We start from the raw sequence: 22571 nt of genomic DNA on the forward strand, positions 1-22571 counted from the left end.
GTCTTAAGCATCATTGGCAATCAATGCTTATGCATGCAGTCTGCATCGTCAACATGATGCACGTCGCGATGCCCATGCGAGTGCCCATGATGCTCATGAAACACCGCCTGCGCCGCCGCATAATCCTCCGCGAAGGTAGCGTCGTGCCCATGCTTGTGCCCGCCGCCATAGGCGCCCGCCTCCGGCTCGAACGGCAGTTCGGCGCGTTCCGCCTGCACGCCCAGCCGCCGCAGCATGTCGGCCAGCACCGCGTCATATTCGAGCCGCAGGTAGTCGCGCCCGATCTCCACCGGCGTGTGGCGGTTGCCGAGGTGGTAGGCCGCGCGCATCAGCGCGTGCGGGTCTTGCGCGCGCACTTCCAGCACGGATTCGGCGGCGGCCTGGACCTCGATGAAGCTGCCGTCTTCGGCCACCAGCAGGTCGCCGCCGCGCAGCACCGTGCCGCGCGGCAGGAACAGCGCGGCGTCGGTGCCGTTGTCGAGCACGGCGCGCAGGCGGCTCTTGCTGCGGTCGGCGAAGGGCAGTACCAGCTTGGGTGCGCGGCGCACCAGCACGCTGGCGATGCCGTGCGGGGCGATCAGATGTTTATCGATCTTCAGCATGGCAATTCCGCACCCATCAAAACAGGAAATAGCGCTGCGCCATCGGCAGCTCGGTGGCGGGCTCGCAGGTCAGCAGCTGGCCGTCGGCAACCACCTGGTAGGTCTCGGGATCGACCGTGACATGCGGTTGCCAGTCGTTGTGGACCATGTCGCGCTTGCTGACGGTGCGGGTGCCGCGCACCGCGGCAAGGGTCTTGGCCAGCCCGTAGCGTTCGCCGATGCCGGCCGCCAGCGCCGCCTGCGAGACGAAGGTCAGCGAGGAACGATGCAGCGCCCCGCCTGCTGAGGCAAACATGGGCCGGTAGTGCACCGGCTGCGGCGTCGGGATCGATGCGTTGGGATCGCCCATCGCGGCCGCGGCGATCATGCCGCCCTTCAGGATCAGGCTGGGCTTGACGCCGAAGAACGCGGGCCGCCACAGCACCAGGTCGGCCCACTTGCCGACCTCGACCGAGCCCACTTCATGCGCAATGCCATGGGTCAGCGCCGGGTTGATGGTGTACTTGGCGACATAGCGCCGGACGCGGAAGTTGTCGTGCCCGCCGCGCGCATCGTGCGGATCGCCCGGCAGCTTGCCGCGCTGCGTTGCCATCTTGTGCGCGGTCTGCCAGGTTCGGATGATCACTTCGCCAACGCGGCCCATCGCCTGCGAATCGCTCGAGATCATCGAGAACGCGCCGAGGTCGTGCAGGATGTCCTCGGCGGCGATGGTCTCGCGGCGGATGCGGCTTTCGGCGAAGGCAATGTCCTCGGCGATCGACGGGTCGAGGTGGTGGCACACCATCAGCATGTCAAGATGCTCGTCCAGCGTGTTGACGGTGTACGGGCGCGTCGGGTTGGTCGACGATGGCAGCACGTTGGCCTCGCCGCACACCTTGATGATGTCCGGCGCATGGCCGCCGCCCGCGCCTTCGGTGTGGTAGGTATGGATGGTGCGGCCCTTGAACGCGGCGATGGTGGCCTCGACGAAGCCGGCCTCGTTGAGCGTATCGGTGTGGATCGCCACCTGGGTGTCGGTCGCGTCCGCCACCGACAGGCAGGTGTCGATCGCCGCCGGCGTGGTGCCCCAGTCTTCATGCAGCTTCAGGCCGATGGCGCCGGCTTGCACCTGCTCCAGGATCGGCCCCGGCTGGCTGGCGTTGCCCTTGCCCAGCAGGCCGATATTCATCGGGTAGGCATCGGCCGCCTGCAGCATGCGCTCCATGTACCACGGCCCCGGCGTCACGGTGGTGGCGAAGGTGCCGGTGGCGGGCCCGGTGCCGCCGCCGATCATGGTGGTGACGCCGCTCGTCAGCGCCTCGTCGATCTGCTGCGGACAGATGAAGTGGATATGGCTGTCGATGCCGCCGGCGGTGACGATCATGCCCTCGGCCGCGATCACCTCGGTACCGGGGCCGACCACGATGGTGACGCCGGGCTGGATGTCGGGATTGCCGGCCTTGCCGATCGCCGCGATGCGCCCGTGCTTGAGGCCGATATCGGCCTTGACGATGCCCCAGTGGTCGACGATCAGCGCATTGGTGATCACGGTGTCGACGCAGTCCTGGGCCATGCGCTGGCTCTGCCCCATGCCGTCGCGGATCACCTTGCCGCCGCCGAACTTGACTTCCTCGCCGTAGATGGTGAAGTCCTTCTCGACTTCGATGATCAGCCCGGTATCGGCCAGCCTCAGGCGGTCGCCGGTGGTGGGGCCGAACATTTCGGCATAGGCCTGCCTGGAGATCGATGCCATCACAGCGCTCCCATGATCTTGCCGTTGAAGCCGTAGACGATGCGGTCGCCCGCCAGCGCCACCAGTTCCACGGTGCGGGTCTGCCCGGGCTCGAACCGCACCGCGGTGCCCGCGGCGATGTTCAGGCGAAAGCCGCGCGCGGCCTCGCGCTCGAACGACAGCGCCGCGTTGGTTTCGTAGAAGTGGAAGTGCGAGCCGACCTGGATCGGCCGGTCGCCGGTATTGGCCACGGTCACGCTGACGGTGGCGCGGCCGACATTGAGCGCGATCTCGCCCTCGGCGGGCATCAGTTCACCGGGGATCATGGCGGTCCTCCTCAGGCCACCAGCAGGCCGGCGCCGTACAGCGCCACGCCCGCGCCGGCCGCGCGCGCGAGCCAGCCGGCGCGGCCGCGCAGCAGCGTGCCGGCGCCGATGCCCAGCAGGTGCAGCGCCATGGTGGCCGCGGCAAAGCCGCCCACATAGGCCAGCACCGCCGGCAGCGCGCCCGCGCTGGCGGGCAGTTCCGCGCCATGCGCATAGCCGTGGAACACGGCAAAGCCGCCCACCAGCAGCGTACCGGCCCACGCCGGCAGCTGTGCGCGCAGGGCCAGCAGCAAGCCGATCACCAGCAGCGAGGCCGCGATCATCGGCTCCACCGCGGGCAGCGCCAGGCCGGCGAGGCCGAGCGCGGCACCCACCAGCATCAAGCCCACGAAGGCCAGCGGCAGGCGCAGCGTATCGGCGGCGGAGCGCGCCACCAGTGCGCTCCATACCCCCACCGCGGCCATCGCCAGCAGATGGTCGGCGCCGGTGAACGGATGCGCCAGGCCGGCCCACAGGCTGGCGCCGACGGTGGCCGCATCATGGCCGGGATGCGCCAGCGCGGCGCCGGCGGCAATGGTCAGGAAGGCGCCCAGGGCAAGGCGCAGGCAAGCGGTACGGGTCATCGTAGTCATCGGATTGGACTGGTTATCGGTTTCGGTGATCGATGCGTTTCAGACAATGGGATGGTGGACGGTCACCAGCTTGGTGCCGTCCGGAAAAGTAGCCTCGACCTGGATCTCGGGAATCATTTCGGCGACGCCATCCATGACATCCTCGCGGCTCAGCACGGTGGTGCCCTCATGCATCAGCTCGGCCACGGTGCGGCCGTCGCGCGCGCCCTCCATGATGGCGGCGGTGATCAGCGCCACCGCTTCCGGATAGTTCAGCTTCAGGCCGCGGGCCTGGCGCCGCTCGGCCAGCAGCGCGGCGGTGAAGATCAGCAGCTTGTCTTTCTCTCGCGGCGTCAGTTCCATCTCTCGTTCCTGTTTGGTGTTCGATTGCGTAGTGACGGGCTACGTCGCCCACAGCCGCAGCGGTTGCGCCGCGACGCCATGGAGCGGCAGGCGCAGCGCCTGCCAGGTATCGGTCATGACCTGGCGCACCGCTTCCATGTGCCGGCCCAGCACGCGCAGCAGCAGCATCGACTGGCCGTTGGCGGCGAGACAGGTCACGCCGGCGCGCAACGCCGGCGTATAGGGCAGCCGCTCGGCCAGCGTTTCGGCAAGGTCTTGCGTGGCGCCTGCGCCGACGGCCCACAACGTACCCAGCACGTTCAGCCCGTCCAGCCCGGGCACTGCATGGCGCAGCGGCGATGCCGCCTCGATCTGCGCTTGTTCGATCCACAGCGCGCGCTCACCGGCGCCGATGCGCGTATCCAGCCACAGCGCACCGCGCGCCCACTGCTCGCCCGAGGCCTGGCGGCCGAGCACCACGGCATCCCAGCCGATAGCGCTGCCGCCCGGCGCGACCTCGAGCACGGTGGAAATCCGCGCGCGCGCGTCGTCGAAGACGATGTTCTCCTGCGGCAGCCAGTCCAGCCGCGCGCCCTCTCCCACCGCCAGCCGCACCCGCTGGGCCGCGTCGCGGCCGAGCGACTTGTACCACTTGGTGGCGCCCGGCGTGGCCAGCACCGCATGCGCGCCGGCCTCCACCGTCACGTCGATCTCGAGGCTGTCGCCACCCGCCACGCCGGCCGGCGGATGCAGGATCACCGCGTGGCAGATGCCCCCTTCCGGGTACAGCGGCTTCTGCACCAGCAGCGGGCCCCGGTGACGCCGCTCGGTCAGCACGGTGCGTTCGCCTCGCGGCGCAAAGCGCAGCTGCAGCGTGGCCTGCCAGGCCGCCGGGATGGCGAGGGACGAAGGAAAATCGGGATGGCGCATCGATGGCGAATGGAACTTGCGCGCGCCCTACACGGCGATCAGCTCGCGCACGCCGTCCTGCTCCATGCTGGCGCCGGCGCCGCGCGCTACCACTTCGCCGCGGCTCATCACCACATAGTGGTCGGCAATGTGCCGCGCGAATTCGTAGTACTGCTCGACCAGCAGCACCGTCATGCCGAATTCGTCGACCAGCAGCCGCAACGCGCGGCCGATGTCCTGGATGATCGAGGGCTGGATGCCTTCGGTCGGCTCGTCGAGGATCAGCAGTTGCGGCTCGCTCATCAGCGCGCGCCCGATCGCCAGTTGCTGCTGCTGGCCGCCGGACAGGTCGCCGCCGCGGCGCAGGCGCATGGTGCGCAGCACCGGGAACAGCTGGTAGATGCGCTCCGGCACACCCGCCGGCCGCGCGCGGCTGGCGGCGCCGATCAGCAGGTTCTCCTCGACCGTCAGCCGCGGGAAGATCTCGCGCCCCTGCGGAACATAGGCCAGGCCGGCCGCGACGCGTTCGTACGGCGCCTTCTTCTCCAGCGGCTTGCCGTCCCAGTGGATGCTGCCGCTGCGCGTCGGCACCACGCCCATCAGGCATTTCAGCAGCGTGCTCTTGCCGACGCCGTTGCGGCCGAGCAGCGTGGTCAGCCTGCCTGCCGGCACCTCGAAGCTGACGTTGCGCAGGATATGGCTGCCGCCGTAGTACTGGTTCAGTGCATTGACCTGCAGCATGCCTATCTCCCCAGGTAGGATTCGATCACGCGTTCGTCGTGCTTGACGCTGTCGAGCGTGCCTTCGGCCAGCACGCTGCCCTCGGCCAGCACCGTGACCTTGCCGGCCGCGCCCGCCAGCGCGGCGACGAACTCCATGTCGTGCTCCACCACCATCATCGAGCAGCTGCCGCGCAGGCCGTTGAGCAGGCTGGCGAGCTGCATGGTTTCTTCATCGGTCATGCCGGCCACGGGTTCGTCGAGCAGCAGCAACTGTGGCTGCTGCATCAGCAGCATGCCGATCTCGAGCCGCTGCTTCTGCCCGTGCGACAGCAGCCCGGCGGGCCGGTAGGCCTCGGCCTCGAGGCCGGTCAGCGCCAGCGTCTGCTCGATGCGGCGATGCCCGGCCGCGGTCAGCCGCGCGCTCAGCGACGACCACCAGCGCTTGTCGGCCTGCATCGCCAGCTCCAGGTTCTCCCACACCGCGTGCTGCTCGAACACGGTGGGTTTCTGGAACTTGCGGCCGATGCCCACCTGCGCGATGCGCGGCTCGGTCATCCGCATCAGGTCGATGGTCTGGCCGAGGAACACGCGCCCGCTGACATTGGCGTTGCGCGGGCCGGTCTTGCCGGTGATGACATCCATCATGGTGGTCTTGCCGGCGCCGTTGGGGCCGATCACGCAGCGCAGCTCGCCGTGGTCGATCGACAGGTTCAGCTTGTTCAGCGCGCGGAAGCCGTCGAACCGCACGGTGACGTCCTCGAGGTAAAGGATCGGGCCGTGCGACACGTCGATGGTGCCGGGCTCGACGATGCGGCCCAGGCCGGTGGCATCGCCGCTTTCGGCCTGACCGTGTTCGAGTGCGGTGCTCATGCTTCACCTCCGCTGCGGCCCGCGACCGCCGGCGTGGCCACCGGCTCCTGCGCGGCCGGCTGCGCGCGGCGCTCGCGCCAGCGCTGCCACAGGCCGGTCACGCCGTCGGGCAGGTACAGCGTCACCAGCACGAACATCGCGCCCAGCAGGAACAGCCAGTATTCGGCGAAGTGCGCGGTGAACAGCGTCTTGGCGCCATTGACCAGGAACGCGCCGATCACCGGCCCGACCAGCGTGCCGCGCCCGCCCACCGCCACCCACACCGCCATTTCGATCGAATTGCCGGGCGACATCTCGCCCGGGTTGATGATGCCGACCTGCGGCACGTACAGCGCGCCGGCGATGCCGCACAGCACCGCCGAGAAGGTCCACACGAACAGCTTGTAGCCGAGCGGGTTGTAGCCCGAGAACATCACGCGCATCTCGGCATCGCGCACCGCCGTGACCACGCGGCCGAGCTTCGAGGTGACGATGTAGCGGCAGGCGACGAAGCCGGCCAGCAGCGCCAGGAAGGTCAGCACGAACAGCGCCGTGCGCGTCTGCGGTGCGGCGATGGCAAAGCCGGCGATGCGCTTGAAGTCGGTAAAGCCGTTGTTGCCGCCGAAGCCGGTCTCGTTGCGGAAGAACAGCAGCATCGCCGCATAGGTCATCGCCTGCGTGATGATCGACAGGTACACGCCCTTGATGCGCGAGCGGAACGCAAAGAAGCCGAACAGCCACGCCAGCACGCCCGGCACCAGCACCACCAGCAGCAGTGCATAGCCGAGGTGATCGGTGCCGTGCCAGAACCACGGCAGGTCCTTCCAGTCGAGGAACACCATGAAGTCCGGCAGGTCGCTTTTGTACACGCCTTCGCGCCCGATCGAACGCATCAGGTACATGCCCATGGCATAGCCGCCCAGCGCGAAGAACAGCCCATGGCCGAGGCTGAGGATGCCGCAGTAGCCCCACACCAGGTCGAGCGCGATCGCCGCCAGCGCGAAGCACATGATCTTGCCGACCAGCGTCAGCGCATACGCCGACAGGTGCAGCGGATGGGCTTCCGGCAGCAGCAGCGCGCACACCGGCACGCCGATGCCGACGATTGCCGTCAGCGCCAGCAGCGCGATCCAGCCGCGCGGCGAGAACAGCGACTGGCGTTCGGGCACGGCCAGCCGGAACGGCGCCGCGGAAGAATTGGGTTGGAATCGCTGCATCATGCCTCCGCGCTGCGCCCCTTGAGCGCGAACAGTCCCTGCGGCCGCTTCTGGATAAACAGCACGATCAGCACCAGGACCAGGATCTTGGCCAGCACCGCGCCATAGAAGGGTTCGATGAACTTGTTGAGGATGCCCAGCCCGAAGGCACCGACGATGGTGCCGGCGAGCTGCCCCACCCCGCCCAGCACCACCACCATGAACGAATCGATGATGTAGGCCTGGCCCAGGTCGGGACCGACATTGCCGATCTGCGACAGCGCGCAGCCGCCAAGCCCGGCGATGCCGGCGCCGAAGGCAAAGGCATAGCTGTCGACCTGCCAGGTGCGCACGCCCACGCACGCGGCCATGGTGCGGTTCTGCGTGGTGGCGCGCACGAACAGGCCCAGCCGCGTGCGGTTGAGCACTGCCCACGCCACCGCCACCACCGCCAGCGCGAACAGGATGATGACCACGCGGTTGTATGGGATCACCAGCCCCGGCAGCCATTCGAAGCCGCCGCTCATCCAGCCGGGGTTGGACACTTCCACGTTCTGCGCGCCGAACAGCGTGCGCACCGCCTGCATCAGCAGCAGGCTCACGCCGAAGGTGGCCAGCAGCGTTTCCAGCGGGCGCCCGTACAGGTGGCGCAGCACCAGCCGCTCCAGCACGAAGCCCACCATCGCGGCAGCCAGGAACGAAGCCGGCAGCGCCGCGGGCAGATACCAGTCGAGCGCGCCCGGCGCATAGGCGCGGAACAGCGACTGCACCACGTAGGTGGCATAGGCGCCGATCATCAGGAATTCGCCGTGCGCCATGTTGATCACGCCGATCAGGCCATAGGTGATGGCGAGTCCTAGCGCGGCCAGCAGCAGCACGCTGCCCAGGCTCAGCCCGGCGAACAGGTTGCCGATCACTTCGGCGCGGCGCTGGTCGGCCTGCAGCGTGTCCAGCGCCTGCTGCGCGGCCAGCCGCACGCTGCCGTCGGGCTCGCGGTAGCGGCCGGCGCTGTCGCGCTCCACCAGCGGCGCCAGTTTCTGGCGGCTCTGGGGGTTGCTGTCCCTGGCCAGGATGCGGATGGCTTCGAGCCGCGCCTCGCGCGCGGCAGGCTCAGGGGTCTCGCCCAGCAGCAGGTTGGCCCAGATCACGTCCAGGCTGGCGCGCAGGCCGGCATCGGCCTCGGACTTGCGCGCGGCTTCCACCGCCGCCAGCGACGCGCTTTCGGGCTGGTCGCGCAGCGTGGCCACCGCCTGCGCGCGCACCGCGATGTCGGGCGACTGCAGCAGCAGGCTGCTGGCGGCGCTGTCGACCAGCGCGCGCAGGCTGTTGTTCAGGGTCAGCGCTTCGAGTTCGTCGGCCTTGACCGAGACCGGCTTGCCGGTGATCGCATCGACCAGCTTGTCGCCATGCTGGCGCACCATGCCGACCGACGGCGCGTATTGCAGGGTGTCGTCCTGCAGCGCCTGCAGGATCGGGCCGGCTTCGGCGGGCGCTGCCCCGGCCAGGGCTGACAGCGCGGCGGTCTTGGCGTCGAAGTCGTCTTCGGCGAGCGGCTTCAGGTCGGCCTGCGTCAGTGCGCTGGCCCAAGGCGCCGCGGCCAGCAGCAGAGCTGCGAGCAAGGCGCGCAGCCAGGCAATGGCGGAAACGGAGAGTGGATTGCGCATAAGAGCCGGCAAGTGCGATGGTGTTGGCGAACTGAGGGAATACTCCCCTCTCCCGCACGCGGGAGAGGGGGCCAAACAGAGCGACCGAGCCCCTTACATCGCCTTGTCCGGCTTCCCTTCATTGCCCGCGATGAACGGGCTCCACGGCTGCGCGCGCACCGCCTTCGGGGTCTTCCACACCACCGCGAACTGACCGTCGCCCTTGACCTCGCCGATCATCACCGGCTTGTACAGGTGGTGGTTCTCGCCCATGGTCAGCGTGAAGCCGTCCGGCGCCTTGAAGGTCTGGCCATACATGGCCGCGCGCACTTTAGCGGTGTCGGTGCTGCCGGCCTTCTTCACCGCCTGCGCCCACATGTGGATGCCGACGTAGGTGGCTTCCATCGGGTCGTTGGTCACGCGCTTGTCGCCGCCGGGCAGGTTGTTGGCCTTGACCCAGGCCGCCCACTGCTTGCGGAAGGCGTCGTTCTCGGGGTTCTTGACCGACATGAAGTAGTTCCACGCGGCCAGGTGGCCCACCAGCGGCTTGGTATCGATGCCGCGCAGCTCTTCCTCGCCGACCGAGAACGCCACCACCGGCACGTCCTTGGCCTTGAGCCCGGCGTTGCCCAGCTCCTTGTAGAACGGCACGTTGGAATCGCCGTTGATGGTCGAGATCACCGCGGTCTTGCCGCCCTGCGAGAACTTCTTGATATTGGCGACGATCGTCTGGTAATCGCTGTGGCCGAACGGGGTATAGACCTCTTCGATGTCCTTGTCGGCCACGCCCTTGCTCTTCAGGAATGCGCGCAGGATCTTGTTGGTGGTGCGCGGGTAGACGTAGTCGGTGCCGAGCAGGAAGAACCGTTTGGCGCCGCCGCCCTCCTTGCTCATCAGGTATTCGACCGCGGGGATGGCCTGCTGGTTGGGCGCCGCGCCGGTGTAGAAGACGTTCTTCGACATCTCCTCGCCTTCATACTGCACCGGGTAGAACAGCAGCGAGTTGAGTTCTTCGTAGACCGGCAGCACCGACTTGCGCGACACCGAGGTCCAGCAGCCGAAGGTCACCGCCACCTTGTCCTTGCTGACCAGCTGGCGCGCCTTTTCGGCGAACAGCGGCCAGTTCGACGCCGGGTCCACCACCACCGGTTCCAGCTTGCGCCCGAGCACGCCGCCGCTCTTGTTGATCTCGTCGATGGTCATCAGGGCGACGTCCTTCAGCGACGTTTCCGAGATCGCCATGGTGCCGGACAGCGAATGCAGGATGCCGACCTTGATCGGCTCCTTGGACTGCGCCAGCGCCAGCGGGCTGGTACCGATCATCGCCGCGGCGGCTATCGCCGACAGCTTCAGCATGTCACGTCGTTGCATTTGCAGCTCCCGTTTATGGTGTTGGTCAGGGACTACGCTCCCCGGGTGATGCATCTGCAACTAGCGTGCCACGGCGATATCGCACGCGCGGCGCGGCTACAGGGGGTGCGCGGGGCCGGTCGCCGGCTGCCGGGCGCGTGCGCACCATCGCCGTGCAGCGAATCAGCGCACTGCGACAGTGCGTGCCGGCCGCCGCGTCCGATCCCGGTGCATGGCGCACATTGCCGGAACCGGCTTGCGCCACCGTGGCGCCATTGGCGAGCGCCGGCGTGCCAGCGCACTGGCCGGCGCCGATTAAGCAGGCGCTTAAACCCGGATTCGAATGCATGTAAATCCGTACATTCAATGATTAAGGCCGGTGCGCCGCGGCACTACGGTGAAAGATGGCCGCGGTCCCGCCTGAGGACCAGGCCGTGGCATTTCCCGGACCCACACAAAAGGAAGGAGAAACCATGCCGTACGCTGCCGACCCCCACGCATCCCCCGCCGAGCCGCAGCCGCAGCCGCGCGCCACCCCGTACTGGCGCCCGCGCCGCGGCAAGCTGGCGCTGGCGGCGCTGGCGCTGACCCTGGGTGCCTGCGGCGGCGGCGACGATCCCCCGCCTCCGCCCCCGCCACCGCCGGTCACGCCCACTGCCGGCTGCGAGCTTGATGGCAGTACCGGCGGCCAGGCCGTGGTGCTGCCGGGCGACCCCAACGCGCCGGAGCAGGCGACCGGCTATGCGCCCAAGGTCACGGTCTACAGCAAGACCTATATGGCGGTGACCAACAACCCGGTCTCGACCAAGGCGGCATGCGACGTGCTGAAGGCCGGCGGCACCGCGATCGACGCCGCGGTGGCTGCGCAGATGGTGCTGAACCTGGTCGAGCCGCAATCGTCCGGCATCGGCGGCGGCGCCTTCATCCTGCATTTCGATGCGGCGACGCGGCAGCTCACCGCCTACGACGGCCGCGAGACCGCGCCGGCCGCCGCCGACGAGAACTACCTGCGCTGGAAGTCCGCGGCCGACCCGACCACGCCCCTGCCCAATGCCCAGCGCAGCGGCCGCTCGATCGGCACCCCGGGCACGCTGCGCGTGCTCGAGCTGGCCCACCGCGACTACGGCAAGACCGCCTGGAAGGAACTGTTCGCGCCGGCGATCAAGCTGGCCACCGACGGCTTCGCGATCCCGCCGCGCATGGCCGCCGCGATCTCCGACAGCGCCACCGTCGCCAATATCAAGCGCGATCCGGAGATGGCCGCGTACTTCCTCAATCCCGACGGCACCCCGCGCGCGGTCAACACCGTGCTGCGCAACCCCGCGCTGGCGGCGGTCTTCAGCGCCGTCGCCGCAGACGGCGCCGACGCCTTCTACAAGAACGGGCCGATCGCCCAGGCCATCGTCGCCAAGATCCAGACCACCTACGACGGCAATACCACGCCGGGCGTGACCACGCTCGACGACCTGGCCAACTACCAGGCCAAGAAGCGCACGCCGGTGTGCACCACCTACCGGCAGTACGAGGTGTGCGGCATGCCACCGCCGTCGTCGGGCGGCATTGCGGTGGCGCAGATCCTGGGCATCGTCGAGAACTTCGACATGGCGGCGCACAAGCCCACGCTGGTCGATCAGAACGGCGGGCGGCCGAGCGTGCTGGGCGCGCACCTGATGGGCGAAGCCGGGCACCTGGCCTATGCCGACCGCAACAAGTACGTGGCCGACACCGACTTCATTCCGTTGCCCGGCGGCACCTCGGACACCATGCTGAACAAGCCCTACCTGAGCCAGCGCGCCAGCCTGATCAGCACCACCGGCTCGATGGTCACGCCGGTGGCGGCAGGCAACCTCGGCGACGTGCCGCTGGCGCCGTCGATGGTGGAGGAGCGCGGCACCACGCACCTGTCGCTGCATGACAAGTACGGCAACGTGGTGGCGATGACCACCACCATCGAGGCCGGCCTGGGCTCGTACCACATGACCAACGGCTTCCTGCTCAACAACGAGCTGACCGACTTCAATGCCGATCCGGCGCCGGGCGGCGTGCTGGTGGCCAACCGGCTGCAGCCGGGCAAGCGCCCGCGCAGCTCGATGGCGCCCACGGTGGTGTTCCAGCGCAACGGCGACGGCTCGCGCGGCGACTTCTACATGACCACCGGCTCGCCGGGCGGCGCCACCATCATCCAGTTCGTCGCCAAGACCCTGGTGGCTTCGCTGGACTGGGGCCTGGATGCGCAGCAGGCAGTGTCGATGATCGACTTCGGCGGCTCCAACGGCGCCGGCTCGGCCATGATCGTCGGCGGCGAGCATCCCAACGTCGACACCAGCACGCCGGCCGGCGGCCTGCCGGGCGACAACGACCCGCTGGTCCGGGGCCTGCGCAACCTCGGCCACACCGTCAACACCGCGGCGCAGTCGAGCGGGCTGAGCGCCATCATCCGCACCACCATCGGCGGCTCGGCGGTGCTGGTGGGCGGCGCCGATCCGCGGCGCGAGGGCGTGGTGCTGGGGGATACGTTCAAGCCCTAAGTCGCGGCAAAGAAAAAGGGGCCCCGCGGGGCCCCTTTTTTTCGATGCCAGGACGCCGGTCCTTACATCACCATCATGTTGGCGTTCAGGTTGTGCATGATCCACAGCGAACCCGCCACCACGATCACCAGGATCAGCGCCGTGAACAGCAGCGCGATCACGTTGCTGCGCTGTTCGGACGAAGAGTCCAGGTGCAGGAAGTACTTCAGGTGCACGATCATCTGGACCACGGCCATGCCGAGGATGGTCCACAGGATGGTGGCCTTGTCCATGGTGCCGTCCATCACGATCTTGAACGGGATCACGGTCAGGATCACGGCCAGGATGAAGCCGATCGCGTAGCCCTTGAAGCTGGCGTGGCCGCCAGCGTGGCTGTCATGCGCGTGCGAGTCGTGGGCGCCGTGCGCCGCCGGTGCGTTGTGTTGTGCCATCACAGATGTCCCATCAGGTAGACCACGGTAAACACGCCGATCCAGACCACGTCCAGGAAGTGCCAGAACAGCGACAGGCACATCAGGCGCTTGCTCAGCGTCGGGGTGATGCCCTTCTTGCCGAGCTGCCACATCAGCACGATCATCCACAGCATGCCGCTGGCGACGTGCAGGCCGTGGGTGCCGACCAGCGTGAAGAACGACGACAGGAAGGCGCTGCGGCCCGGGCCGGCGCCTTCGGCGATCAGGTGGTGGAACTCGTTGATTTCCATCGCCATGAACGCCAGGCCCAGCAGGAAGGTGATGCCGAGCCAGGTCTGCACGTGCTTGAGGCTGCGGTTCTGCAGCGAGATCATCGCCATGCCGTACGTGATCGAGGAGAACAGCAGGATGAAGGTCTCCACCAGCACGTAGTTGAGCTCGAACAGCTCCTTCGCCGACGGGCCGCCTGCCACTTCGCCGCGCAGCACGGCGAAGGCCGCGAACAGTCCGGCGAAGATGATGCAGTCGCTCATCAGGTAGATCCAGAAGCCATACACCGTATTGGCACTGGTATCGTGGTGCGCATGGTCATGGCCGTGCGCGCCGGCGTGAGCCGGGGCGCCTGCCTGCGCGGGATTGCGGTCTAGGACTTGAGTCGACATGGTTCTCAGGCTTGCGAAGCAATGCGCTGCAGATGGCGCGTTTCGATCTGCTCGACCTCGGTGGCCGGCACGTAGTAGTCGATGTGGTCGTCGTTGCTGCGGTGGATGAACGCCCACACCATGCCCACCAGGCCAACGATGGCCAGCCACCAGATATGCCAGGTCAGGGCAAAGCCGAACACCAGGCTGAAGGCGCCGATGATGAAGCCCGCGCCCGTGTTCTTGGGCATGTGGATCTTCTCGTAGCCTTCGGTCGGCAGGGTCTCGCCGCGTGCCTTCATGTCGGCGAACGCGTCCAGGTCACGCACCACCGGGGTGTGCGCGAAGTTGTAGAACGGCGGCGGCGACGAGGTGGCCCACTCCAGCGTGCGGCCGCCCCACGGGTCGCCGGTCACGTCGGCCAGCTTCTTGCGGTCGCGGATCGACACCACGATCTGCAGCACCTGGAAGAAGATGCCCAGCGCGACGAACACCACGCCCACCACGGCCAGGTACAGCCACGGCGTCCAGGCCGGGTTGTCGGTATGGTTCAGGCGGCGGGTCATGCCCATCAGGCCCAGCACGTACAGCGGCATGAAGGCGAAGTAGAAGCCCACCAGCCAGCACCAGAACGAAGCCTTGCCCAGGCGCTCGTTCAGCTTGAAGCCGAACGCCTTCGGCCACCAGTAGGTGATGCCGGCCAGGTAGCCGAACAGCACGCCGCCGATGATCACGTTGTGGAAGTGGGCGATCAGGAACAGGCTGTTGTGCAGCACGAAGTCAGCCGCCGGCACCGCCATCAGCACGCCGGTCATGCCGCCGATCACGAAGGTGATCATGAAGCCCAGGGTCCACAGCACCGGCGAGGTCATCTGCACGCGGCCGCGGTACATGGTGAACAGCCAGTTGAAGATCTTCACCCCGGTCGGGATGGAGATGATCATGGTGGTGATGCCGAAGAACGCGTTGACGTTGGCGCCCGAGCCCATCGTGAAGAAGTGGTGCAGCCACACGATGAACGACAGCACCATGATCGCGGCGGTCGCGTACACCATGCCCTTGTAGCCGAACAGCTTCTTGCCCGAGAACGTGGCGATGACTTCAGAGAAGATGCCGAACGCCGGCAGGATCAGGATGTACACCTCGGGGTGGCCCCAGATCCAGATCAGGTTCACGTACATCATGGCGTTGCCGCCACCGTCGTTGGTGAAGAAGTGCATGCCGAGGTAGCGGTCCAGGCCCAGCAGCGCCAGGGTCACGGTCAGCACCGGGAAGGCGGCGACGATCAGCACGTTGGTGCACAGCGCGGTCCAGGTGAACACCGGCATGCGCATCAGCGTCATGCCAGGCGCGCGCATGCGCAGGATCGTGACCAGGAAGTTCACGCCGGTCAGCAAGGTGCCCAGCCCTGAGATCTGCAAGCTCCAGAGGTAATAGTCCACCCCTACGCCCGGGCTGTAGTCCAGCCCCGACAGCGGCGGGTAGGCCAGCCAGCCGGTCTTGGCGAATTCACCGACGCCCAGCGAGATGTTGACCAGCATGGCGCCCGCCACGAACAGCCAGAACGACAGCGTGTTCAGGAACGGGAAGGCCACGTCGCGCGCGCCGATCTGCAGCGGCACGACCAGGTTCATCAGGCCGGTCATCAGCGGCATCGCCACGAAGAAGATCATGATCACGCCGTGGGCGGTGAAGATCTGGTCGTAGTGCTCGGGCGGCAGCACGCCGGTGGCGCCGTTGGTGGCCAGCGCCAGCTGGGTGCGCATCATGACCGCGTCGGCAAAGCCGCGCAGCAGCATGATCAGCGCCACCAGGCAGTACATCACGCCGATCTTCTTGTGATCGACCGAGGTGAACCACTCGTTCCAGAGATAGCCCCACTTCTTGAAATAGGTGATCGCGCCCAGCAGCGCGGCACCGCCCAGGGCGACACCGGCCAGCACGACCATGATGATCGGCTCATGAAACGGAATCGCCGACAAACTCAACTTGCCAAACATCATTGCTCCCAGGATTACGCGCCTGCCGGCAGCGCAGCCGGCGTGGTCGAGGACAGCTGCTCTTCACCGAGGGTGTTGCGCGACGTGCAGATCGGGCCGCCCTTGAACCCGTCGGCGGCCAGTGCGGCGCCGCCGTGGCCCATGTACTTGTGCAGGATGTTGCGGAACAGCTGGTCTTCCACCTTGCCGTAGTACGCGACCGGCTCCTTCTCGCTGGGCTGTGCCAGCGTCTTGTAGCCGTCAACGCCCAGTTCGGTGGACGAGGCGCGAACCTTCGCCACCCACTGGTCGAACTCGTAGTTCGACATGGCGATGGCCTTGAACTTCATGCCCGAGAAGCCGCCGCCGCTGTAGTTGGCGGACACGCCGTCATAGCTGCCGGCTTCGTTGGCGATCAGGTGGAGCTTGGTTTCCATCCCGGCCATGGCGTACACCTGGCTGCCCAGTTGCGGGATGAAGAACGAATTCATGATCGAATCCGAGGTGATCTTGAAGTTCACCGGGGTGTCGACCGGGAAGGCGATCTGGTTGACGGTGGCGATGTTCAGTTCCGGATAGATGAACAGCCACTTCCAGTTCAGCGCCACCACTTCGACCGTGACCGGCTTCTTGCTGGATTCCAGCGGCTTGTACGGGTCGAGGTCGTGCGAGGACTTCCAGGTGATGATGCCCAGCGCAATGATGATCAGGCAGGGGATCAGCCACACCACCACCTCGATCGCGGTCGAGTGCGACCAGTCGGGTTCGTAGCGTGCCGAGGTATTGCTGGCGCGGTACTTCCAGGCGAACACCAGCGTCAGCACGATCACCGGCACCACCACCAGCAGCATCAGCCAGGTGGCGATCAGGATGATGCCTTTGATGTCGACGCCGACCTGCCCTTTCGGGTCGAGCAGCGTCATGTTGCAGCCGGCGAGCAGGAGCAGGCCAAGGCAGGGCAGGAACCGCGTCCACCGCGGCAGTATGGGTTTCTTCATGTCACGACTGGTTTGGTTACACCGCGCTTTGGGCAAAAGCGCGGCTAAACCGCCTGATGCTTGCGCAAGAGGCGTGGGGCTGAGGGAAAACCGGAAGGACGTGTCCTTAGCTGGCGTTGCGGTCTGGGGGCGGATCCTGCGCCCGGGGACCATGCGGCCTTGCAACGCCATGAACACGGAAGGACTGACTGCGCGCGCTGCAGGCCCTGTGGGACCTTGCCGGCGCTGCGGCACCTGGCCGAAACCGCGAACGGTCCCGGCTCAGTACAGCGGCCGGGTAGCGTTGGAATACGAGGCTTTTGCGCCTCCCGACGGACCTGCCATCAGGACTGACCTGCGGGCAGGCGCGGTTTTCGGCCGGGGAGCGCAACACGTAAAACATCGTGGGCGCGACTGTACCGCAACGCAACATTAGGGGTAAACCCAACGCTACGGAACACACTGTTCATTTAAACGGACAATCAGTGCATTGGTGCACCGCGCTGTCTTTGATCCACGTCAACATCACAAAAACGCAGGTAAATATGCAGAAAGCCGCGCTTTGCGCGGCTCTCAGGGGTGCGACACCGCGCTGTGGCATATTGTCGCAGTGCCGCATGCGACGCCGCGCCTCAGCCGTAGCGGCGCGTGATCGACTCGGCGATACACACCGGGCGCTCGCTGCCCTCGCGCTCCACCGTGACCTCCCAGGTGGACTGCGCGCCGACCAGTTCGGGCGAGTTGGGCAGCGGCTCCAGGCGCTCGACCTTGAGCAGCTTGATGCGCGCGCGCAGCTTGCTGCCGACCGGCACCGGTGCGGTGAAGCGCACGCGGTTCAGCCCGTAGTTGACGCCGATCTTGGACGGCATGCTGAGCGCGTTGTGCATGAACTTGGGCAGCAGCGATAGCGTCAGGAAGCCGTGCGCGATCGGGCCGCCATAGGGCGATTCCTTTTTCGCACGCTCCACGTCGATGTGGATCCACTGGTGGTCGCCGGTGGCCTCGGCAAACTGGTTGACCTGCTGCTGGGTTACCTCGATCCAGTCGCTGACCGCGACTTCCTGGCCCTGCAGCCCTTCCAGTTCTTCCAGCGTTGCGATGGTACGCATGTCGATCGTCTCCTCGTGACGGTTAAATGTGGTTACGCGGGCCGGCGGCCATACATGCCCATGCCCTTGACGGTGCACACCAGCTCGCCGCGCTGGTTAGTGGCCTCCCACTGGGTATGGACCACGCCGCGGTCCGGCTTGGACTGCGACGGCCGGCTGTCGAGCACATTCAGCACCACGGTGAGCGTGTCGCCGGCATAGACCGGCTTGAGCCAGCGGATCTCGTCGACGCCGGGCGAGCCCATGCTGGCCGACTTGCCGGTGGTGCTCAGCACCAGCAGGCGCATCATGATCGAGCACGTCATCCAGCCGCTCGAGATCAGCCCGCCGTAGATGCTGTTGCTGGCGGCTTCCTTGTCGATATGGAACGGCTGCGGATCGTACTGGCGCGCGAAGCTCAGGATCTCTTCCTCGGTGACGAGGTAGGAGCCCAGTTCACGGCGGCTGCCGACTTCAAAATCCTCGAAATACAGCATGGGGGGTGTCTCCGTTGTGGATGCGGTTGACTTGTCCGCACGATCATCGCATGGCAGGCGGGCGCGCGCGTCCGTATTTGCCGAACCCGCCCCTAACAGCGCGCAAAGAAAAAAACCGCGCCTGGACTACAGCGCGGTTTTGACTGGACTGGCAGGCTCAGGCAGCTTCCTGGAACCCGGGCTGGGCGGCGAACCTGCCCAGGTGATGATCGACGTCGCCGAAGCTGGTGTTGATCATGGTCAGCCGCTTGAACATGTGCGCGGCCGGCAGCTCGTTGGTCACGCCCATGCCGCCGTGGATCTGCACCGCCTCCTGGCCCACCGTGCGCGCCGCCTGGCCCACGCGCGCCTTGGCGGCGGAGACGTAGCGGCGCCGCTGTTCCGGCGAGACCTCCTCGAAGCGCGCCGCGGCCAGCAGCGTGATCGAGCGCGACTGCTCGGCGTGGATGAACATCTCGACCATGCGGTGCTGCAGCGCCTGGAAGCGCGCGATCGGCACGCCGAACTGCTGGCGCGTCTTGGCGTACTCCAGCGTCGCGGCATTGAGCGTGTCCATCACGCCCACGGCCTCGGCGCACAGCAGCACCGCGGCATAGTCGGCCACCTGCTCGACCAGCGCGAAGGCCTTGCCGGCTTCGCCCAGCAATTGCGCGGGCGCGTCCTGGAAGGTGATATCGGCGGCGCGCAGGTTGTCGATGGTGCGGTAGTCCTTGATGCTGACGCCAGCGCCCTTGGCATCGACCAGGAACAGCGAGATGCCATCCTGTTCGGAGTCGCCGCCGCTGCTGCGCGCCGACACGATCAGGCGGTCGGCCTGACCGCCGTGCACCACCACGGTCTTGCGGCCGTTGAGCTTGCCGTCGCGCGCGCTGACGCGGACGTTGTTCAGCTCATAGCGCGCCTGCGGCTCGTTGAACGCCACCGCCAGCTTCAGCTCGCCGCCGGCCACCTGCTCCAGCAGCGCGTCCTGGCCGCCGGCCAGGCCGAGGGCGTAGGCGCCCACCACGGTGGCCAGGTATGGCTCGACGATCAGGCCGCGGCCCAGTTCCTGCTGCACCACCATCATGTCCAGGGCCTTGCCGGCAAAGCCGCCCTGCGCTTCCGGCACCGGCAGCGCGGTCAGGCCCAGCTCGGCCAGCGCGCCCCATGCGGTCTCGCCGTAGCCGGCGGCGCTTTCGTAGCGCTTCTTGCGCTCTTCGAAACCGTAGTCCTTGTCGATGAAACGGCGGACGGCGTCGGCCAGCTGCTTCTGTTCGTCGCTGAGATTGAAGTTCATGATGCGTGTCTCCTCACAGCCCCAGAATCATCTGGCTGATGATGTTCTTCTGAATTTCGTTGGACCCGCCGTAGATGGAGGTCTTGCGATAGTTGAAGTAGTACGCGGCCAGCGGCGCGGCGTCGTCGTAGCCGGTCACGGCGTGCTCGGTCTCGCACTCCAGGTAGGCGGTGTCGAACGGCTGCGCGTACGGGCCGACGGCCTCGACCATCAGCTCGGTCAGCAGTTGCTGGATCTCGGTGCCCTTGATCTTCAGCATCGAGGCCTCGGGGCCCGGGCCCTTGCCCGCCGCTTCGCTCGACACCACGCGCAGCACGGTGATCTCCAGCGCCATCAGCTCGATTTCCAGCGCGGCCACCTTGGCGCCGAACACCGGATCTTCCAGCAGCGGCTTGCCGTTCTTCTGCTGCTGGCGCGCCACGCGCTTGAGGAAGCCCAGCTCGCGCTTGGAATTGCCGACGCGGGCAATGCCGGTACGCTCGTGGCCGAGCAGGTACTTGGCGTAGGTCCAGCCCTTGTTCTCTTCGCCGACGCGGTTCTCGACCGGCACCTTGACGTTGTCGAAGAAGACTTCGTTCACTTCATGCTCTTCATCGAGCATGATGATCGGGCGCACCGTGATGCCCGGGGTTTTCATGTCGATCAGCAGGAACGAGATCCCCTCCTGCTTCTTGGCCTCGGGATCGGTGCGCACCAGGCAGAAGATCATGTCGGCGTGCTGGCCGAGCGTGGTCCAGGTCTTCTGGCCGTTGACGATGTAGTGCTTGCCGTCGGACGTCAGTTCCGCGCGGGTCTTCAGCGAGGCCAGGTCCGAACCCGAGCCCGGCTCCGAATAGCCCTGGCACCACCAGTCGGTGCAGTCCAGGATGCGCGGCAGGTAGTACGACTTCTGCTGCTCGTTGCCGTACTTCATGATCACCGGCGCGACCATGGCCACGCCGAACGGCAGCACGCCGGGCGCGCCGACGCGGGCATTCTCTTCGTCCCAGATATGGCGCTGGGTGGCGTTCCAGCCGGTGCCGCCGTACTGCACCGGCCAGTGCGGCGCCGACCAGCCCTTGCCGGCGAGCAGCTTGTGCCAGCGCACCAGGTCGTCGCGGTTCGGACGGCGGTGGTTGAGAATCTTGCCGCGGATATCCGCCGGCAAGTTGGCTTCGAGCCAGCTACGCACTTCCTCGCGGAAGGCGTCGTCGGACGCCGAGTAGTTGAGATCCATGCCCGTCTCCAGTGGTGCCGGCATGGCGCGGGCCGCCGGCGGTTTGTTCTGCCTGCGCGTCATGCGCCGACAGCAACGGGCACAGGACGCAATTCAGTGAGCCGTCTGCTTCAGCGCATCCGGCACCACGAGCGGAAAAGTATCGATGCCCTCCTCGGCCAGCGCCTGCACCTCCTCCGGCGAGGCCGAGCCGCGGATGCCGCGTTCCGGCGCCTCGTCATAGTGCATGCGCCTTGCCTCCTCGGCAAAGCGATCGCCAACGTCCTCGGTCTGCGCCAACACCTGCTTCACTGCTTTCATGTACAGCGCTTGCAGTGCCGCCGGCGCCGCGGCGGTTGCCGCTGGCTGCGCCGGCCTGGTCGCAGCCTTCGGCGCGGTCGCGCCTGACAGGTTCAGGCGCGGCGCGCTCGGCAGCCGCGTCACGGCGTGGTCGCCACAGACCGGGCATTGGACGAGGTCGCGCGCGATTTGCGACTGCGCCTCTTCCTCCGAGGCAAACCAGCCCTCGAAACGATGGTCATGCGCGCAGCGCAGGTCGAGCACCTTCATGATCTTTCCAGCCCGTCAAAAGCTATATTATCCGCGAAACCAAATTTTGTGAACGGTCGTGCTAAATTTTTTAGAACGACCGTTCGGAACCACCCTAGGGCGTTTGCGCCGGACGGCATCACCGATGTCCCGCCCCGTAGTCAGGCATGGGTTGTTCACCCGGCGCCCAGGCACCCGAGATCACTTTTTCCAGCCAAAACGCGCCGATGATGGTCTTTACGTCGGTGATGCGGCCGCTGCGCACCCAGTCGATCACCTGCCCCGCCGGGGCGATGAAGGTTTCCAGGAATTCGCCGTCGTCGAGCTGCGCCTCGCCATGCGTCAGGTCGCGCGCGAGCAGGATATCGATGAACTCGGTCGAATACGAAATCACGGGATGGATGCGCGTCAGGTAGTCCCAGCGCGCGGCACGGTAGCCGGTTTCCTCGAGCAGCTCGCGTTCGCCACAGCGCTGCGCGCCCTCTTCGGGGTCGAGCTTGCCGGCGGGAAACTCCAGCATCACCTCGCCCACCGGGTAGCGGAACTGGCGCTCCAGCAGCACAGTGCCGTCGTCGAACAGCGGAATCATCATGACCGCGCCGGGATGGACCACGTACTCGCGCCCGGTCTGCTTGCCGTCGGGCAGCCTGACGATGTCTTGCTTGAGGGTAAGGAACTTGCCGCGATGGACCGTGGCCGACGCCACGCACACTTCCTTCAGTGCGTCGTCGCTCTCGTCGTGCTCGGAAAGGCCGGCGGATGCGGCGGGAAGTTGGGTGCCGCGTTGGATCTTGTCGGTCATGGACGCTCCGGATCAGGCAGGGCCCGGCGCCGACAAGACCGGCTTCAGGCCGTGCGGTGTTTGACGAGGTATTGCCAGGTGAAGCCGGGGAAGGCAAACACCAGCATCATGCAGGCCGTGATGGCGTAGAACTGCCAGCCCTGGGCAAAGGTGCCTCCCAGGTTGGCTTCCGCCGCAAAGCCGGCGGCGCCGGCCACCGCGAACCAGACGATCAGTTCGAGCAGGCGCAGCCACAGCGGCTTGCGCGCCTGCCGCAGCGGGATCACCACGAACAGGCGCTGGTTCACGAACGGCAGGTTCGCACAGACCAGTGCCAGCAGGATGACAAACCAGCCGCTTGCGGAGGCGCTCATATTGCGTGGCGG

At 66.9% G+C, this 22571-nt stretch carries 23 protein-coding genes; 1 reads left to right on the forward strand and 22 read right to left on the reverse strand.

Features of this window, described 5'->3' with window-relative positions:
- Positions 1 to 20: 20 nt before the first annotated feature.
- The 11 genes from ureE to urtA all read right to left on the reverse strand — a co-directional run bounded on the left by ureE (position 21) and on the right by urtA (position 10282).
- Positions 21 to 602: an urease accessory protein UreE gene (gene ureE, locus MKD38_RS01355; protein ID WP_252674330.1), complete on the reverse strand. Its 582-nt coding sequence runs from the start codon at positions 600 to 602 to the stop codon at positions 21 to 23.
- 16 nt (positions 603 to 618) lie between these two features.
- Positions 619 to 2334: an urease subunit alpha gene (gene ureC, locus MKD38_RS01360; protein WP_252674331.1), complete on the reverse strand. Its 1716-nt coding sequence runs from the start codon at positions 2332 to 2334 to the stop codon at positions 619 to 621.
- The gene (locus MKD38_RS01365) at positions 2334 to 2639 is read right to left on the reverse strand and encodes an urease subunit beta (RefSeq protein WP_252674332.1); all 306 of its coding nucleotides are present in this window, start codon (positions 2637 to 2639) and stop codon (positions 2334 to 2336) included. The genes ureC and MKD38_RS01365 overlap by 1 nt, the downstream gene beginning before the upstream one ends.
- An 11-nt stretch (positions 2640 to 2650) precedes the next feature.
- The gene (locus MKD38_RS01370) at positions 2651 to 3262 is read right to left on the reverse strand and encodes a HupE/UreJ family protein (RefSeq protein ID WP_252674333.1); all 612 of its coding nucleotides are present in this window, start codon (positions 3260 to 3262) and stop codon (positions 2651 to 2653) included.
- A 48-nt stretch (positions 3263 to 3310) separates the two neighbouring features.
- Positions 3311 to 3613, reverse strand: a complete 303-nt coding sequence (locus MKD38_RS01375) for an urease subunit gamma (protein ID WP_252674334.1) — start codon at positions 3611 to 3613, stop codon at positions 3311 to 3313.
- Between the two features lie 39 nt (positions 3614 to 3652).
- Positions 3653 to 4522, reverse strand: a complete 870-nt coding sequence (locus MKD38_RS01380) for an urease accessory protein UreD (RefSeq protein WP_252674335.1) — start codon at positions 4520 to 4522, stop codon at positions 3653 to 3655.
- A 27-nt stretch (positions 4523 to 4549) separates the two neighbouring features.
- The gene (gene urtE, locus MKD38_RS01385; RefSeq protein ID WP_252674336.1) at positions 4550 to 5242 is read right to left on the reverse strand and encodes an urea ABC transporter ATP-binding subunit UrtE; all 693 of its coding nucleotides are present in this window, start codon (positions 5240 to 5242) and stop codon (positions 4550 to 4552) included.
- Positions 5243 to 5244: 2 nt separating this feature from the next.
- Positions 5245 to 6093, reverse strand: coding sequence for an urea ABC transporter ATP-binding protein UrtD (gene urtD / locus MKD38_RS01390; RefSeq protein ID WP_252674337.1), 849 nt, complete (start codon positions 6091 to 6093; stop codon positions 5245 to 5247).
- Positions 6090 to 7289 (reverse strand): urea ABC transporter permease subunit UrtC, encoded by a 1200-nt coding sequence (gene urtC / locus MKD38_RS01395; RefSeq protein ID WP_252674338.1) that lies wholly within the window; start codon positions 7287 to 7289, stop codon positions 6090 to 6092. Before urtC ends, urtD begins: the two co-directional genes overlap by 4 nt.
- The gene (urtB, locus tag MKD38_RS01400; protein WP_252674339.1) at positions 7289 to 8932 is read right to left on the reverse strand and encodes an urea ABC transporter permease subunit UrtB; all 1644 of its coding nucleotides are present in this window, start codon (positions 8930 to 8932) and stop codon (positions 7289 to 7291) included. The genes urtC and urtB overlap by 1 nt, the downstream gene beginning before the upstream one ends.
- A gap of 93 nt (positions 8933 to 9025) precedes the next feature.
- Positions 9026 to 10282, reverse strand: a complete 1257-nt coding sequence (gene urtA / locus MKD38_RS01405; protein WP_252674340.1) for an urea ABC transporter substrate-binding protein — start codon at positions 10280 to 10282, stop codon at positions 9026 to 9028.
- A gap of 452 nt (positions 10283 to 10734) precedes the next feature.
- Between urtA and MKD38_RS01410 the strand changes: the two genes are divergently transcribed.
- The gene (locus MKD38_RS01410) at positions 10735 to 12789 is read left to right on the forward strand and encodes a gamma-glutamyltransferase family protein (RefSeq protein WP_252674341.1); all 2055 of its coding nucleotides are present in this window, start codon (positions 10735 to 10737) and stop codon (positions 12787 to 12789) included.
- Positions 12790 to 12851: 62 nt separating this feature from the next.
- On the opposite strand, the gene cyoD is transcribed toward MKD38_RS01410, so the two are convergent.
- The 11 genes from cyoD to MKD38_RS01465 form a co-directional block, all read right to left on the reverse strand.
- Complete coding sequence (cyoD, locus tag MKD38_RS01415) at positions 12852 to 13220, reverse strand: cytochrome o ubiquinol oxidase subunit IV (RefSeq protein ID WP_018005464.1); 369 nt, start codon at positions 13218 to 13220, stop codon at positions 12852 to 12854.
- A complete protein-coding gene (cyoC, locus tag MKD38_RS01420; protein ID WP_252674342.1) occupies positions 13220 to 13864 on the reverse strand; it encodes a cytochrome o ubiquinol oxidase subunit III in 645 nt (214 codons plus the stop codon). Before cyoC ends, cyoD begins: the two co-directional genes overlap by 1 nt.
- 5 nt (positions 13865 to 13869) lie before the next feature.
- Positions 13870 to 15843, reverse strand: a complete 1974-nt coding sequence (gene cyoB, locus MKD38_RS01425) for a cytochrome o ubiquinol oxidase subunit I (RefSeq protein ID WP_240073969.1) — start codon at positions 15841 to 15843, stop codon at positions 13870 to 13872.
- Between the two features lie 14 nt (positions 15844 to 15857).
- On the reverse strand, positions 15858 to 16820 hold the full coding sequence (cyoA, locus tag MKD38_RS01430; RefSeq protein ID WP_252674343.1) for a ubiquinol oxidase subunit II: 963 nt from the start codon (positions 16818 to 16820) through the stop codon (positions 15858 to 15860).
- A 611-nt stretch (positions 16821 to 17431) separates the two neighbouring features.
- Complete coding sequence (locus MKD38_RS01435) at positions 17432 to 17908, reverse strand: MaoC family dehydratase (RefSeq protein WP_252674344.1); 477 nt, start codon at positions 17906 to 17908, stop codon at positions 17432 to 17434.
- Between the two features lie 32 nt (positions 17909 to 17940).
- The gene (locus tag MKD38_RS01440; protein WP_062797790.1) at positions 17941 to 18384 is read right to left on the reverse strand and encodes a MaoC family dehydratase; all 444 of its coding nucleotides are present in this window, start codon (positions 18382 to 18384) and stop codon (positions 17941 to 17943) included.
- 157 nt (positions 18385 to 18541) lie between these two features.
- Positions 18542 to 19660, reverse strand: coding sequence for an acyl-CoA dehydrogenase family protein (locus MKD38_RS01445; RefSeq protein WP_252674345.1), 1119 nt, complete (start codon positions 19658 to 19660; stop codon positions 18542 to 18544).
- A 13-nt stretch (positions 19661 to 19673) separates the two neighbouring features.
- A complete protein-coding gene (locus MKD38_RS01450) occupies positions 19674 to 20876 on the reverse strand; it encodes an acyl-CoA dehydrogenase family protein (RefSeq protein ID WP_115706423.1) in 1203 nt (400 codons plus the stop codon).
- A 93-nt stretch (positions 20877 to 20969) separates the two neighbouring features.
- Entirely contained in the window at positions 20970 to 21425 is a 456-nt protein-coding gene (locus MKD38_RS01455) for a DUF1178 family protein (protein ID WP_252674346.1), read from the reverse strand.
- Between the two features lie 118 nt (positions 21426 to 21543).
- Positions 21544 to 22206, reverse strand: a complete 663-nt coding sequence (locus MKD38_RS01460) for an NUDIX domain-containing protein (RefSeq protein ID WP_252674347.1) — start codon at positions 22204 to 22206, stop codon at positions 21544 to 21546.
- 44 nt (positions 22207 to 22250) lie between these two features.
- A complete protein-coding gene (locus MKD38_RS01465) occupies positions 22251 to 22559 on the reverse strand; it encodes a DUF2818 family protein (RefSeq protein ID WP_252674348.1) in 309 nt (102 codons plus the stop codon).
- Between the last annotated feature and the right edge of the window lie 12 nt (positions 22560 to 22571).

It is taken from the genome of Cupriavidus sp. WGlv3 (assembly GCF_023952475.1).
Lineage (GTDB): Bacteria > Pseudomonadota > Gammaproteobacteria > Burkholderiales > Burkholderiaceae > Cupriavidus > Cupriavidus phytorum.